General features: G+C 73.7%; 11 protein-coding genes. 3 read left to right on the top strand and 8 right to left on the bottom strand.

Annotated features, from left to right (window positions below; genetic code table 11):
* The first annotated feature begins 105 nt into the window (after positions 1 to 105).
* Positions 106 to 1,137: a hypothetical protein gene (locus tag K7C98_RS28850; RefSeq protein ID WP_224195012.1), complete on the top strand. Its 1,032-nt coding sequence runs from the start codon at positions 106 to 108 to the stop codon at positions 1,135 to 1,137.
* Positions 1,134 to 3,536 carry a TonB-dependent receptor gene (locus K7C98_RS28855; protein ID WP_224195013.1) on the top strand — a complete coding sequence of 801 codons (2,403 nt, stop codon included), beginning with the start codon at positions 1,134 to 1,136 and terminating at the stop codon, positions 3,534 to 3,536. The genes K7C98_RS28850 and K7C98_RS28855 overlap by 4 nt, the downstream gene beginning before the upstream one ends.
* 1 nt (position 3,537) lies before the next feature.
* On the opposite strand, the gene K7C98_RS28860 is transcribed toward K7C98_RS28855, so the two are convergent.
* The 6 genes from K7C98_RS28860 to K7C98_RS28885 all read right to left on the bottom strand — a co-directional run bounded on the left by K7C98_RS28860 (position 3,538) and on the right by K7C98_RS28885 (position 10,867).
* Positions 3,538 to 4,479 (bottom strand): DUF4215 domain-containing protein, encoded by a 942-nt coding sequence (locus K7C98_RS28860; protein WP_224195014.1) that lies wholly within the window; start codon positions 4,477 to 4,479, stop codon positions 3,538 to 3,540.
* A 496-nt stretch (positions 4,480 to 4,975) separates the two neighbouring features.
* A complete protein-coding gene (locus tag K7C98_RS28865) occupies positions 4,976 to 6,061 on the bottom strand; it encodes a DnaJ C-terminal domain-containing protein (RefSeq protein WP_224195015.1) in 1,086 nt (361 codons plus the stop codon).
* A 20-nt stretch (positions 6,062 to 6,081) separates the two neighbouring features.
* Positions 6,082 to 7,917, bottom strand: a complete 1,836-nt coding sequence (gene dnaK / locus K7C98_RS28870) for a molecular chaperone DnaK (RefSeq protein WP_224195016.1) — start codon at positions 7,915 to 7,917, stop codon at positions 6,082 to 6,084.
* 3 nt (positions 7,918 to 7,920) lie between these two features.
* Positions 7,921 to 8,490: a nucleotide exchange factor GrpE gene (locus K7C98_RS28875; RefSeq protein WP_224195017.1), complete on the bottom strand. Its 570-nt coding sequence runs from the start codon at positions 8,488 to 8,490 to the stop codon at positions 7,921 to 7,923.
* An 84-nt stretch (positions 8,491 to 8,574) separates the two neighbouring features.
* Positions 8,575 to 9,651, bottom strand: coding sequence for a hypothetical protein (locus K7C98_RS28880; protein WP_224195018.1), 1,077 nt, complete (start codon positions 9,649 to 9,651; stop codon positions 8,575 to 8,577).
* Positions 9,652 to 9,721: 70 nt separating this feature from the next.
* Positions 9,722 to 10,867, bottom strand: coding sequence for a LysR family transcriptional regulator (locus tag K7C98_RS28885; RefSeq protein WP_224195019.1), 1,146 nt, complete (start codon positions 10,865 to 10,867; stop codon positions 9,722 to 9,724).
* A gap of 52 nt (positions 10,868 to 10,919) precedes the next feature.
* Between K7C98_RS28885 and K7C98_RS28890 the strand changes: the two genes are divergently transcribed.
* Entirely contained in the window at positions 10,920 to 11,618 is a 699-nt protein-coding gene (locus K7C98_RS28890; protein WP_224195020.1) for a pirin family protein, read from the top strand.
* Positions 11,619 to 11,851: 233 nt separating this feature from the next.
* Here the strand turns inward: K7C98_RS28890 and K7C98_RS28895 are convergent, their stop codons facing one another.
* Together K7C98_RS28895 and K7C98_RS28900 are read right to left on the bottom strand one after the other, a co-directional pair.
* Positions 11,852 to 13,030 (bottom strand): coproporphyrinogen-III oxidase family protein, encoded by a 1,179-nt coding sequence (locus tag K7C98_RS28895; RefSeq protein WP_224195021.1) that lies wholly within the window; start codon positions 13,028 to 13,030, stop codon positions 11,852 to 11,854.
* 119 nt (positions 13,031 to 13,149) lie between these two features.
* A complete protein-coding gene (locus tag K7C98_RS28900; protein WP_224195022.1) occupies positions 13,150 to 13,863 on the bottom strand; it encodes a hypothetical protein in 714 nt (237 codons plus the stop codon).
* Between the last annotated feature and the right edge of the window lie 28 nt (positions 13,864 to 13,891).

Consider the following 13,891-nt stretch of genomic DNA (forward strand, 5'->3'; position numbering starts at 1 on the left):
GCGCCGCACCACGACCTGTCCCTCCGGACATCCGATTCGCCCCGACGCTCGCGCCCCGTGCATACCGCTTTCCTCGCCCGCTCATGCCCGCTACATTGAGCGGCGATGCGGACAGCGCTGGTCGTCGGCCTCGGGCTCCTCGGCGGCTGCGTGCAGTACGATCGACCGCCCTGGGTCGTCGATCATCCGGTCGCGTGGGGCCTCGTCGTCCGCGTCGTCGAACCGGGCGGCTACTCCTCCGACCTCGTCGTCCCCGACGGCCGCGAGCGCGCCGAGGCCCTGCCGCTCGACACCCTCGAGCTGCAGTGGATCGGCGTCGGTCCGCCCGACATCTCCGTCCCGCCGCCGACCTGGCTGGCGTGTCCCTTCGGCTGCGGCTTCCCGTTCACCTACGAGGAGCTCCCGGCCTGCCCCGTCCCGCTGCCGCTGTCGTTCCCGGAGACGTGCCGCCTCGGCGAGGGCGAGCGCGTGCGCCTGAGCCTCGGCGGGGCCTACACTGCCAACCCCGAGTTCCGCGGGTGGATCCAAGTCATGGCCTTCACCGCCCACGGCGACGTCGACCCCGAGACCTGCCTGCAGCGCTACACCAGCCTGCCGCGGGCCGGCCTCGAGTCGTGCCTCATGCAGCAGCGCGCCCTGACCCTCGGGCCGGAGTGGAAGGCCTTCACCACCGTACCCGCGCTGATGAGCCTGTACCCCCTCGACGGCGAGCTGCCGCCCGACCTCGCCGACACTCCGCCCGACCTCAACCCCGTCCTCACCGGCCTGCTGGTGCGCCGCAACGGCCGCGAGCAGCTGGCGCAGGACGGCGACACCGTGCGGGTCCACGCCGGCGACCGGATCTCCGTCACCCCGCAGTACAGCGACGACTCGCAGCAGGAGTACTACGCCTTCACCTCCGTCGCCGCCTCCGACCACCTCACCGTCATGCCCAGGGAGGAGCAACTCGTCGCCAGGATCGGCCTGTCCGCCGAGGTCCAGGAGATTGGCGACCCGCTCGACGATGAGATCCGCTTGTGGGTCGTCCCCGACGATCCCGAGCCCGTCGACCTCTACCTCTACGTCGCCGACACCCGCCAGGGTCGCGCCTTCGCCACCTTGCGCTTCGTCGCCGAGGACGCCGCCCCCGCCCCATGATCACGGCGCTCCTCGGGCTCCTCCTCGCGCTCGCCGGACCCCCCGCCGTCGGCGCAAAACCTGTCCCTTCAACCAGCCGGACACAAACCCCGGCCCTCGCCGCGGCCACCTCACGACCTGTCCCTTCGACCACCCGCAATCAACCTGTCCCTTCGACCATCCGACTCGAGGCCCGCGGCACCCTCCGCAGCGCCGGCGAGCGCCAGCCGCTCGCCGGCGCGCGAATCTTCGCCCGTGCCCGGCGCGGCCCCGCGTGGACGCGCGAGGCCGTCACCGCCGGCGACGGCAGCTTCGTCCTCGCCGATCTGCCCGCCCTCGACTTCGAGCTCGTCGTCGTCGCCGGCGGGCACGAGCGGCTCGAGCAGCCGACCACCGCCGCCTTTTGGCGCCGCCGGCGTCCGCCCGTCATCTACCTGCAACCGACGGGCTCGGGCCGCTACCGCACCATCGTCGCCCAGGAGCGCACCCCGCGACCGAGCCCGTTCAGCGTCGAGCTCGGACCCGACGAGATCGCCGCGCTGCCCGGCAGCCAGGGCGACCCGCTGCGCGCCCTGCAGAACCTGCCCGGCGCCGCGCGCGTCCCCGGCGGCCTCGGCCTGCTCGTCCTCCGCGGCGCCGCGCCCAACCAGTCGCAGGTGTTCGTCGGCGAGCACCCCGTCCCGCGCGCCTTCCACATCCCCGGCCTCGCCAGCATCGTCCCCGGCGGCGTGCTCTCGGGCCTGCAGTACGTCCCGAGCAACTTCGCCGCCAACTACGGCAACGCCACCGGCGGCCTCGTCGTCCTCACCCCGCGCGTCGGCCGGCGCGACGGCCTCCACGGCCACGCCAAGCTCGACATCATCTCCGCCGGCGCGCTCGTCGAGGGCCCGGTCGGTCGCGGCTCCTTCCTCATCGCCGCCCAGCGCGGCTACCTCGACCTCGCGCTCGGCGTCGTCGGCCGGCTCGCGTTTGGCCGCGACTACCTGCGCCCCAAGTACAGCGACTATCAGGTCGTCTTCGATCACCCCGTCGGCCCGGGCGCCAGCCTCACCGCGCGCCTGCTCGGCGCCAGTGACCTCCTCCGCTTCGACAGCCACATCGCCGGCGCGCAGGGCGTCGCGCTCAGCTCGTCCTTCCACCGGCTCGACCTCGTCTACAAGAAGCGCCACGGCGCGTGGGACTTCCTGCTCTCGCCGGCGCTGCGCCTCGATCGCAGCGGCGTCGAGAGCGAGGCCCAGGTCCAGCGGCGCACCGACGTCGTCGGCCTCCTGCGCGCCGAGGCCACCGCGCGCGTGTCGCGGCGGTTCCAGCTGACCTTCGGCGCCGACGCCCAGATCGATCGCCACCGCACGCGCACGCACATCGACGTCTCGTACATAAATTCCGTCGACGACGTCGCCCGCGGCGTGACCTCGACGAGCGGCGCCTACGTCACACCCCTGCTCACGCTCGGCCGGCTCACCCTCTCACCTGGTCTTCGGGCCAGCCTGTTCGCCGCCAGGGGCGAGCCGAAGTTCTCGATCGACCCGCGGCTGCACGCTCGCTGGGCCCCGCACGCCCGCGTCGCCGTCCAGCTCGGCGCCGGCCGCTACTCGCAGCCGCACTTCGTCCCCGGCAGCCCGCTCCCGAACGTCTCCAACAGCTTCAGTGCCCTCGACAGCCTCGGCATCGACACCCAGATCGTCCTCCCCGGCGCGATCCGCTACCTCGATCCGCGCCTCGACATCAGCCCGCACAGCCGGCTCGGCCTGCGCCAGGCCCTGCAGCTCAGCGCCAGCGTCCACCTCCAGCTCACCGCCGCGCTCGGCCTCGACGCCACCGCCTTCTGGCGCCGCGATCGCACGCAGTCGCCCGCGCCGACCGGCGGCTGGCATTACGGGCAGCGAGACGCCGCCGGCCTCACCTACGGCCTCGAGGTGATGCTGCGCCACGACCTCACGCGGCGGCTGTTCGGCTGGCTCGCCTACACCTGGATGCGCGGACGCTTCGGCACCTTCACCAGCGACGGCCGGGCCGAGCTGCGCTTCCCCAACGAGTTCGATCAGCGGCACAACCTCGTCGCCGTGCTCGGCCTCAAGCTGCCGCGCCGCTGGCAGCTCGCCGGCCGCTTCCGCGTCGTCACCGGCCTGCCCTACACCCCGATCGTCGGCGGCATCAAGCAGGATGGCGCGCGCCCCATCACCCAGCCGCTCGCCGGCGAGTACAACAGCGCCCGCATGCCCGTGTTCCACCAGCTCGACCTGCGCGTCGACAAGACGTGGGTCCTCTCGCGCGCCATCGTCTCCGCCTACCTCGACGTGCAGAACGTGTACAACCGGCAGAACGCCGAGGGCGTGTGGTACCTCGACGACTACTCGGGCACGCGCAGCATCGTCGGCGTCCCGATCCTCCCCGTGCTCGGCGTGCGGCTCGACTACTGACTCACGGCGGCGGCGGCTGCTCGAAGCAGTACAGCCGCGCCGTCGCGGTGCACGGGGCCGTGTCGCAACCCTCGGTCCAGTGGCTGTCGGCCATCGAGCACTCGCCGACCGCGGCGGACTCCATGCCGACCGCGGTCCAGCCGCTGCAGTTCGGCATCAGCGCCAGACCGTCGACGGTCGAGGCCGTCCACACCGGACAGGCGCCGCACTGCGGCCGGAGCAGCAGCTCCGCGCCTTTTTCGGTGACGTTGAGCGATCGCGCCAGATCCCCGTCCTCCAGGTCGTCCCAGCTGGCGGCGATCGGCAGGTCGTTCGTCGTCCGCCACTCACGCGACGAATGGACCAGCCGCATCGCCACCGGCTGCGTGCCGGTGCCCAGCCAGGCGACGAATTTGCCGGGCAGACCCGCGTCGTTGGCCCGCTTGGTGCAGTACGAGTCCGCGCCGTCGACGCTGCCGAACTCGACGACCGAGACCGGATCGGTCGTGACGAACGCCCAGAAATGCGTGCGCACGCAATCCGAGCAGGCCTTGCCGCCGTCGCACTCCTCGCCCGCGTCGACCACCCCGTCGCCGCAGATCGCCTCGTTCATGCACTGGAAGCAGCCGTCGCCCGGAAACGCGTTCGAGTCGTCGCACTCCTCGCCGGGATCGAGCATCTGGTTGCCGCACTCCCCCGCCATCCCGGTCGTCGAGCTGCTCGACACCTCGGCCGTCGTGCTCTCCGTGGTCGTCGGCGGGTCGACGTGCTCCGTCGTCGACCCGGTGGAGATGGTCGTCGGCGTCGTCGTCGGCTCGCTCGTGCTCGTCATCCCGAGCGTGCTCGTGCTCGCCGCCTGCGTCTCGCTCGCGGTGAGCGGGCCGCCGCTCGAGTCGCTCCCGCTCGGCGAGAAGCAGCCGGACATGAGCAGCGCGAGGAGCGAGGCGGCGCACGGGCGGAGCATCGCCGGCATTGTTGAAGAACTGCAGCCCGGCGTCAAAGCAGCGGCCCGCCGCGGCCCCAGCCCGCCCCTGCCAATACTGGAGCCCCCACGGGCTCCAGACCCCGGTGCAGCGGATGGCTCGTGCACCTGTCTCTCCGGACATGTCACTCGCCGCCACCGGCCGCCTCCGCACCTGTCCCTTCCAACCTATCGGGGCGTACCCGGGCGCATCACATGTCTCGGAGGACACCTGGTCACTCGCGCCGTCTTCGACGCGCAGTGCTCGCCGCGGACCGCCCAGCGGGCCCCGCGCGATCGAGGTCGCCCTCCGCGGCGCGGCGCTCGAGCAGATCGGGCCACGCGTCGCCATGCCGAGTCCCACCGCCGCCGGGTCTCGAGCTCTCGCCCGCGCGCGAGCCAGTCCCGGTTCACGCGGCAGCTCTGCGCGCGGCGACGTACCTGCGCCTCAAGACATGCTCCTCCGAGCATGCCCCTTCGGGCATGCCCCTTCGGGCGCTCACTTCAGCCCGCGCTGGGCCGCCCGCTTCGGCAGCGCCTGCGGTTCGGCCTGCAGCGCGCGCTCGAGCCCCTCGAGCGCGGCCACGACCGCGCCAGTCCTCGAGGACAGGTTCGCCGTCTCGACCACCACCGTCACCAGTTGGTCGCCGGCGCGGCCGCCCTCGCTGGGCACGCCCTTGCCGCGCAGGCGCAGCTTGGCGCCGGTGGCCACCCCGGGCGGCAGCTCGAGCAGCGCCGAGCCGGTCAGCGTCGGCACCGGGACCTTGCCGCCGCGGGCCGCCTCGAGCGGGCTGACGAACAGGTCGCAGTGGATGTCCTGGCCCTCGCGGCGCAGCCACGCGTGCGGGCGCACGCTGACGGTCACGCGCAGGTTGCCGGGCCCGCCGCCGAACTGGCCCGGCTCGCCGTGGTTCTGGATCACCTTCTCCGCCCCGCCCTCGGTCCCGGGCGGCAGGCGGACCTTGAACGACCGCTGCTCGCGTCGGGCTCCGCGGCCGCGGCACGTCTCGCACGGGTCGAGCTGGATCATCCCCGTCCCGGCGCAGCGGCCACACGTCGTGTGGCGCGCCAAAAAACCCTCGCCCTTGACCTCGCCGCGGCCGTGGCAGAGCGGGCAGGTCGTCGGCGGGCGCCCGGCCGGCTTGGCCCCCGTGCCCCCGCAGCTGGCGCACGGTCCCAGCGCCTCGAACTGGATCTCGTGCTCCGAGCCCAGGGCCGCCTCTGCCAGGTCGACCGTCAACGTGTAGCGGACATCGCGGCCGCGGCGACGCTCGCGGCGCTGGCGGCCGAACACGTCGCCGACCACCGCGCTGAGCAGGTCGCGCGCCGTCTGCATCGTCACCGGCTGGTCGAACAGCCCGACCGGCAGGTGCCGCTGCGCGTCGTACTTGGCCCGCTGGACCGGATCGCTGAGCACCGCGTACGCCGTGCTGACGGCCCGGAACCGCTCCTCGGCCTCGACGTCGCCCGGGTGACGGTCGGGGTGGTTGGCCAGCGCCAGGCGGCGATAGCTGCGCTTGATCTCGTCGAGCGTGGCCCCGGAGGCCACGCCGAGCACGGCGTAGTGGTCTTGGTGCTGCGCCATGAATTTCTCGGTTCCCGCGGTCAGGAGCTCCCGGTGGACTCGGCGCCGAGCAGCGCCGCGTAGATCTGCTGCGAGGAGCGCTCGAGGGTCAAGAGGGCCGCCTCGATCGCCGTCGCCGGCGCCGCCGCGGCGAGCAATTCGCGCAGCGCGGTCACCTCGGCCTGCAGCGAGGCGCGCTGCGGCGCCTGCAGCCCCGGCAGCCCCTCTGCCGCCCGCTCGCACGCGTAGGCCAGCGCCTCGGCGCGATTTCGCAGCAGCGCCGCGTCCTTGCGGACCGCATCGGCCTGGCGCGCGGCTGCGGCCTCGCGGGCCAGCTGCTCGACCTGGGCCCGGGTCAGCCCGGCCGCCGGCTGCACCGTCGTCGCGACCTCCGCGCCGGACCCGAGCTCACGCGCGGACACGTGCAAGATCCCGTCGGCGTCGACCTCGAACGTCACCTTGATCTGCGGCGCCCCGCGCGGCGCCTCGGCGATGCCCGACAGGCGCAGGCGCGCCAGCGTCTGGTTGTCGGCCGCCATCTCACGCAGCCCCTGCAGCACGTGCACGTCGACCGCCGTCTGGCCGTCGAGCGTCGTGCCGAACACCTCCGCGCGGCGGGTCGGCACCGTCGTGTTGCGCGGCACCAGCGATGTGAACACCCCGCCCTGCGTCTCGACGCCGATGTCGAGCGGCACCACGTCGAGCAGCAGCACCTCCTCGACCTCGCCCGCCAGCACCGCGCCCTGGATCGCCGCGCCGACGGCCACCACCTCGTCGGGGTTCGGGGACGTGTTGGGCGCCCGGCCGAAGAACTCGGCCACCGCCTCGACCACCCGCGGCATGCGCGTCTGCCCGCCGACCAGGATCACCTCGTCGACGTCGCGGGCGCGCAGCTTCGCGTCGGCCAGCGCGCGGCGGCACGGCTCGAGCGTGCGGGCGATCAGCGGCCGCACCAGGCGCTCGAGCTCGAGCCGCGACAGGCTCGCTTGCAGGTGCAACGGCCGGCCGCCGGCCGAGGCCACGAACGGCACCTCGATGTCCGTCGCCAGCGACCAGCTCAGCTCGTGCTTGGCTCGCTGCGCCGCGTCCTGCAGCTTCACCAGCGCCGCGCGGTCGCGGCGGAGGTCGACGCCGTGCTCGCGCTTGAACCCTTCGGCCAGGTGGTCGACCAGCGCCGCGTCGAAGTCCTCGCCACCGAGCAGCGTGTCGCCGGCGGTCGCCAGCACCTCGAACACCCCGCTGCGCAGCTCGAGCAGCGACAGGTCGAAGGTCCCGCCGCCGAGGTCGTAGACCGCCACGATCTTCGGCGGCCTGTCCTTGCGGTCAGCCAGCCCGTAGGCCAGGGCCGCCGCCGTCGGCTCGTTGACGATCCGCTCGACCCGCAGCCCCGCGATCGTCCCGGCGTCGCGGGTCGCCTGGCGCTGCGCGTCGTCGAAGTAGGCCGGCACCGTGATGACCGCGCGCGTCACCGGCTGCCCGATCGCCGCCTCCGCCGCGTCGCGCAGCGCCGCCAGCACGTGCGCCCCGACCGCGGCCGGCGCGATCGTGCGGCCGGCGACCTCGATCCACGCGTCGCCGTTGTCGCCGGGCACGAGGTCGTAGGTCAGCCGCGCGCGCAGGCCGGCGACCGCCGCGTAGCTGCGGCCGATCAGCCGCTTCGCCGCGTAGATCGTGGTCGCCGGGCTGACCGCCGCCTGTCGCTGCGCCAGCGTGCCGACCAGGACCTCCTGGCCGGCGAACGCCACCACGCTCGGGGTCGTGCGGCTGCCCTCGGCGTTGACGAGCACGCGGACCTCGCCGCCGTCCATCACCGCGGCGCACGAGTTGGTGGTCCCGAGGTCGATGCCGAGGATCGGGCTCGGTCGCGGACCGGCCATGCGTTACGACGCTGCGCCCTCGGCCTTGCCGCCGGTCGAGCCGGGGCCGGCGATGACCACGCGGGCCGGGCGGAGCAGGCGGTCGCCCTGGCGGAAGCCCTTCTCCCACTCGCGCGCGACCACCCCGGGCGGGAAGTCGGGCGTGTCGATCTGCTGCAGCGCCTCGTGGATGGCCGGGTCGAACGGGTGGCCGACGCTCGGCACCGGCTCGACGCCGAAGCGGCCGAGGGCGCTCATGAAGTCGTTGACGACCATCTGGATGCCCTTGTGGAGCTGCTCGTTGTCGCGCGCCAGATCGAGCGCCCGCCCGAGGTTGTCGACCGTCGGCAGGAACGCGTTCAGCAGGTTCTGCTGGGCCCGGAACACGTTGTCGTCGATCTCGCGCCGCGTCCGCTTCTTGTAGTTCTCGAGCTCGGCCAGGGCGCGCAGCCACTTGTCCTTGAGGTCGGCCTTCTCGGCCTCGGCCTGCTCGGCCCGCTCCTCGGGAGTGATGACCAACTCGGCTTCCACGGGCGCGCCGTTGCCGTTCTCGCCCGCGCCGTCCGTGTTCTCTTCCTGTGGATCCTGGCTCATGCGGCTCCCGCTTTAAGGCCGGCGAGCGCGCGAGACAAGCCCGAATCGCGACCTCGAATTCGGAGCGCCGACCGCAGTGAGGGATCACTCGCTCGTGCGCGCCGCCAGCGCTTGCGCCGCGTACTCTACCAGAGGGATCGCCGCCTCGTAATCCATGCGATCCGAGCCCAGCAGGGCCACCGCCGCCGTGCGACCGTCCTCGACCGGCTGCACGCGGCAGCCGATCAGGCTCATGCCCGCCAGCACGCACGGCCCGGTCGGCCCCAGGCCCGTCAGCGCCGGCCGCAATTCGGCCGCCACGTGGACCTCGGCGCGCGCCTGGTCGAGCGAGTGTTCGGGCAGCAGCTGACACAGCAGCTCCGCCAGCCCGTGATAGTCGTCGAACAGCGCCAGCACCTGCGCCAGCGTCTGGTCGCTCTGGCCCGCCAGCAGCCGCTGCCCGGCGATCTGGACCCACAACGGGTCGAGCGCCGCCGCCGTGCACAGCCACAGCCCGAGCCGCAGGCTCTCGGCCAGCAGGCGGTCGAGGCGCGCCTCGTGTTCGGCCCACAGGCGCGACAGCTCGGCGCGCGCCTCGGCCAGCGTCTTGCCGACGCACAGCCCGCGCAGCCGCTCCTGCAGCCGCAGCATCCCGCCGCCCTCGGCGAAGCGGGCGTCGATCGTGACCGGGTGCAGCCGCGTGTGCATCCCCGCCAGCGTCAGCGCCACCATCGCCCGGCAGCCCTGCACCGGCACCAGGTCGACCTGCTGGACCTTCCCGTCCCGGCCGCCGCGGTCTTCGCTGACGAACGTGACCGCCACGCAGCTCGCCACCTCGCTCAGCACCTGCGCCGCCACCCGCATCCCCTCGGGGCCGCTGACCGGCTCCGACAGCGACACGTCGACCGCGCGCCGCAGCTCCGGCCGCAGCGGCGGCGGCCGCACCAGCGAGCGCACGTACAGCCGCATCCCCAGCGCCGTCGGCAGGCGCCCGGCCGATTGATGCGGCTGCGACACGTACCCGGCCTCCTCGAGCGCCACCAATTCGTTGCGGATCGTCGCCGGCGACCACTCGAGCCCGTGGACCTGAACCAGCGCCCCCGACGCCACCGCGCGCCCGGAGACGATGTACTCGCGGCACACTGCGAACAGGATCCGCTGGCGTCTCGGGCTCAGCTCCACTCGACTCGCTCTTACCTCGTCTCGCCCCCGGATGCCAGCACGCTCGCCCGCGCGCTCGCGCAGCCGCGGCTCAAGCCTTGCCCGCCTTCACCGGCCTCGCGGCCTTGTCCCGACGCCCGCGCTTGCCCGGCCGACCCCGAGCCCTCGCCGCCCGCGTCTCCCTCGCCCGCCCCGGCTGCGTCTCACTCGTCAGCCCCGGCGCGACCGAATTCGCCGTCCTCCTGCCCGCCGCGCCCGCTCGCGTCCTGCTCGAGCTCGCGTCCGCCCCCGCCGTCCCTGCGCTCGCCTGGTCCGCCGCGCACAGCGTCGCCAGGCGCTCGACGATCCACCGGTGCGCCGGCCCGAGGATCGTGTCCGCGCGGTGGATCGCCGCCAGGTGCAGCGTGTGTTCGTCCTCGGCCCACGCCGCCGGCCGGATCGCCACCAGTCGACCCGCCCGCAGATCGTCCTCGATCATCGCCGCCGGCAAGTTGCCCCACCCGAGCCCCGCGCGCAGCAGCGCCTGCTTCGTGTGCAGATCGGCCACGCGCCAGGTCCGCGGCGACAGCACCGCCTGGTCGGGCACCCCCGCCGTCCCGCGCTCCGACAGCACCACTTGCACGTGGTCGGCCAGGCGGGCGCTGGCGATCTTGCCCCGCACGCGCGCCAGCGGGTGCCCGGCCGCCGCCACCGCGATCATCCGGATCGGCGCCAGCGGCCGCCGCTCGAGCCCGGGGGCCACGGCGATCGGCGCCGCCACCCCGAGCGTCGCGGCTCCTGCCAGCACGCGCGCCGCCACGTCGGACATCGTCTCCGTGTCGACGCGCAGCGCCACACTCGGGAACGCCGCCGCGAACTCGCGGCACAGCGCCACCAGCACCTGCAGCGGGAACAACGCGTCGACGCACAGCGACACCGCCGGCTCGAGCCCCTGCGCCAGCCCGGCAGCCACCCCGCGCAGCGCGTCGACCTCTCCGGCCACCCGCCGGGCCGCCGCCAGGATCGCCCGCCCCGGCTCGGTCAGCGTCGGCACCCGGGTCGAGCGGTCGAAGATCGCGACCTCGAGCTGGCGCTCGAGGTTGGCGATCGCCTGGCTGACCGCCGACTGCACCCGCCGCAGCCGACGGGCCGCCGCCGAGAAGCTGCCGGCCTCGGCGACCGCCACCAGCACGCGCAGTTGGTCGAGCGTGACCTCGCCGATCATCCACGAAGTATCGCAGAAACTGATGGATGACATCACATTTTTATTCGTTTACAGCATGAAAAGCCGCGTCATGATGGGCTCCGTCATGATCACCAAGCGCCCCGCCGACGCCCGCGGCCACGCCGACCACGGCTGGCTCGACTCCCACCACACCTTCTCGTTCGCCGACTATCACGACCCGGCGCACATGGGCTTCCGCGACCTCCGCGTCATCAACGAGGACCGCGTCGAGCCCGGCCGCGGCTTCGGCACCCACCCGCACCGCGACATGGAGATCCTCTCCTACGTGCTCGAGGGCGGCCTCGAGCACCGCGACTCCATGGGCACCGGCTCGGTCATCCGCCCCGGCGACGTGCAGGTCATGAGCGCCGGCACCGGCGTCACGCACAGCGAGTTCAACGCCTCGCGCACCGAGCCCGTGCACTTCCTGCAGATCTGGCTGCTCCCGGAGCGCCGCGGCCTCAAGCCCGGCTACCAGCAGCGCAGCTTCGGCACGGCCGACAAGGACGGCCGCCTGCGCCTGGTCGCCAGCCGCGACGGCCGCGACGACAGCGTCACGATCCACACCGACGCCGCCGTCTACGCCGGCCTGTTCGCCGCCGGCCAGCGCGCCGAGCACCCGCTCGCGCCAGGTCGCCACGCCTGGGTCCACGTCGCCCGCGGCAGCGTCCGCGTCAACGGCCACGACCTCCAGGCCGGCGACGCCCTGGCCCTGTCCGACGAGCCGGCGGTGACCCTCGAGGGCACCACGGGCGGGGAAGCCCTGGTCTTCGACCTCGGCTAGCTCATGTCTGTCCGGACATGTCCTTGATGGCATGTCCGGACGGACATCGTTCCACGTCCATCGAGATGCCTCGCAGGACATGTCCTGTCGACCATACAGATAGATCCCCCGCGGGCACGCCCCGCGACCGCGTCGTGCCAGCGCCAACCCCCCCCGTACCTCCCGCCATTCGGCCATCACCGCTCGCGACCGGCGGCCCGATGCACCCGGTTCGCCCCGCGCCAACTCTCACCTCACGCCAGCAGGTCGGCCGCGACCGCGTCGTGCCAGTACCAGCGCCCCGGCGCGATCCGCAGCACCCGATCCTCGTCGACCCACTCGAGGTTCCCGCGCATCACCTGTCGGCGCGCCCGCGCCTCGACCCACGCGCGCGTCACCGCGGGAAAGCGGCGCAGGTAGGCCGCCACGTCGAGCCCCCGGAGGTCGCGCAGCCCCGTCCACAGCCCCTCGATCGCCGCGGCCTCCGGCGTCAGCCGCTCCGCCTCGGCCGGGGTCCCCGGATCGTTCACCCACGCCGGCAGCCCGCGGAGGTTGCCGCGCCGCAGCACCGCGCCGTCGGCGAAGTAGCGGGCCGAGTGCGCCGAGGGCCCGAGGCCGAGGTAGTCCTGCCAGGTCCAGTAGAGCAGGTTGTGCCGCGCCTCCGCGCCCGCGCGCGCGTAGCTGGCGACCTCGTAGTGCCGCAGCCCCGCGGCCGTCAGCGCCTGCTCGGCCGCGGCCAGCATGTCCGCCTGGTGGTCGCTGTCGGGCAGCCGCCGCTTGCCGCGCCGCACCAGCGTCGGCCACGGCGTGTCGGCCTCGATCGTCAGCGCGTACACCGACACGTGCTCCGCCCCGGCCTCGACCAGCCCGCGGACATCCGCCGCCACGCCCGCCGCCGTCTGCCCCGGCCAGCCGACGATCAGATCGGCGCTCACGCGCAGCCCCGCCGCCGCCGCCGCCGCCACCGACGCGAGCGCCTGCGCCGGCGTGTGCATCCGCCCGAGCGTGCGCAGGCCCGCGAGCTCGAGGCTCTGCGTCCCCAGCGACACCCGCGTGCCGCCGATCGCCCGGACCGCCGAATAGAGCGCCGGATCGCCGTGCTCGGGGTTCACCTCGACCGTGAACTCGCGCCCGCCCGCGCCCGGGAAGCGCCGCGCCAGCCACTCGCCGAGCAGCCCCAGCCCGGCCGGCCCGAGCAGGCTCGGCGTGCCGCCGCCGAGGTACACCGTCGACCATGTCCCATCGGACATGCCCGAATCGACATGCTCGTCCGGGCATGTCCACTCGGCCAGCTCCTGCGCCCGCGCGTCCAGCTCGCGCTCGAGCCCGGTGACGAAGCCGGCCGCGTCGGGCGTCCGGCCGACCTGGAAGTCGAAGTCGCAGTACGGGCAGGCCCGGGCGCAGAACGGCACGTGGACGTAGAGCCCGCGCATCACGGCACCTCGCTCATGCACCGCCGCGGGGCCCGACGCCCGTCACGCCCGGGACGACGCGCCGGAGCGCCCTCGTCCGCGTCCCCGCGCCCCGGCCTCGCCCCGCGGCGCCTGCCGCGTCACACGTCGGAGACGAGCGCGGCGAAGTCGGCGCCGTGGGGGACATCGTCGTAGAGCTCGACGCCGCCGTCCGAGCGGAAGCGGGCCGCGACGCCGCGCCACCACCAGTGCGGCAGCGTCTCGAGGTCGACGCCGGCCGAGCGGAGCAGGCTGGCCTGGGCCTCGACGGTCTCGAGGCTGGACGGGTGGAACGGCTGGCCGAGGCCGCGCATCTGCAGGCCGAGGCGGCGCGACGAGCGGAGCGGCGTGGCCTCCTCGAGCCACTCCTGCGCCGACACGAAGGCGCGGCGGGCGATGCCGATGTCGGGGAACTCGAAGATGTGCCCGTGGACCACCAGCTCCTCGCCGAGCAGCACCGCCAGGCGGGCCGAGTACATCGACAGCAGCTGCTCGTAGACCGCCATCGAGCTGCCCATGCGCTGGACCGCGTCGGCGCGGACCAGGGCCACGACCTCCTCGGCGCTGGCGTACGCGAACGACACGTTGTGCGACTGCAGCAGACCGATGCCGGCGCGCACGGTGAGGCGCGCCAGCTCCGAGTCGAGCGGGTCGTTGGCGCGCGCGCGCATCTCGAGCAGGCGGGCCACGCCCTCGGGGCGCGGCGCGAACTGCATCACCAGACGGAACCCCGGCATCGGCTCGTGATCGCCGAGCACGCGGAAGGCGGAGAACTTACCCCAGGTGTGATTGCCTTGGACCTCGACGCTGTGCATCGGCTTTTCCCGTCTCGCCCGCTACTTG

This window comes from Nannocystis pusilla (genome assembly GCF_020073745.1).
Lineage (GTDB): Bacteria > Myxococcota_A > Polyangia > Nannocystales > Nannocystaceae > Nannocystis > Nannocystis radixulma.

What these genes read in the sequence shown, in the direction of transcription:
- K7C98_RS28850 (WP_224195012.1), top strand. Translation starts at nt 106, where the DNA reads ATGCGGACAGCGCTGGTCGTCGGCCTCGGGCTCCTCGGCGGCTGCGTG.
- K7C98_RS28855 (WP_224195013.1), top strand. Translation starts at nt 1,134, where the DNA reads ATGATCACGGCGCTCCTCGGGCTCCTCCTCGCGCTCGCCGGACCCCCC.
- K7C98_RS28860 (WP_224195014.1), bottom strand. Translation starts at nt 4,479, where the DNA reads ATGCTCCGCCCGTGCGCCGCCTCGCTCCTCGCGCTGCTCATGTCCGGC.
- K7C98_RS28865 (WP_224195015.1), bottom strand. Translation starts at nt 6,061, where the DNA reads ATGGCGCAGCACCAAGACCACTACGCCGTGCTCGGCGTGGCCTCCGGG.
- dnaK (WP_224195016.1), bottom strand. Translation starts at nt 7,917, where the DNA reads ATGGCCGGTCCGCGACCGAGCCCGATCCTCGGCATCGACCTCGGGACC.
- K7C98_RS28875 (WP_224195017.1), bottom strand. Translation starts at nt 8,490, where the DNA reads ATGAGCCAGGATCCACAGGAAGAGAACACGGACGGCGCGGGCGAGAAC.
- K7C98_RS28885 (WP_224195019.1), bottom strand. Translation starts at nt 10,867, where the DNA reads ATGTCATCCATCAGTTTCTGCGATACTTCGTGGATGATCGGCGAGGTC.
- K7C98_RS28890 (WP_224195020.1), top strand. Translation starts at nt 10,920, where the DNA reads ATGATCACCAAGCGCCCCGCCGACGCCCGCGGCCACGCCGACCACGGC.
- K7C98_RS28895 (WP_224195021.1), bottom strand. Translation starts at nt 13,030, where the DNA reads ATGCGCGGGCTCTACGTCCACGTGCCGTTCTGCGCCCGGGCCTGCCCG.
- K7C98_RS28900 (WP_224195022.1), bottom strand. Translation starts at nt 13,863, where the DNA reads ATGCACAGCGTCGAGGTCCAAGGCAATCACACCTGGGGTAAGTTCTCC.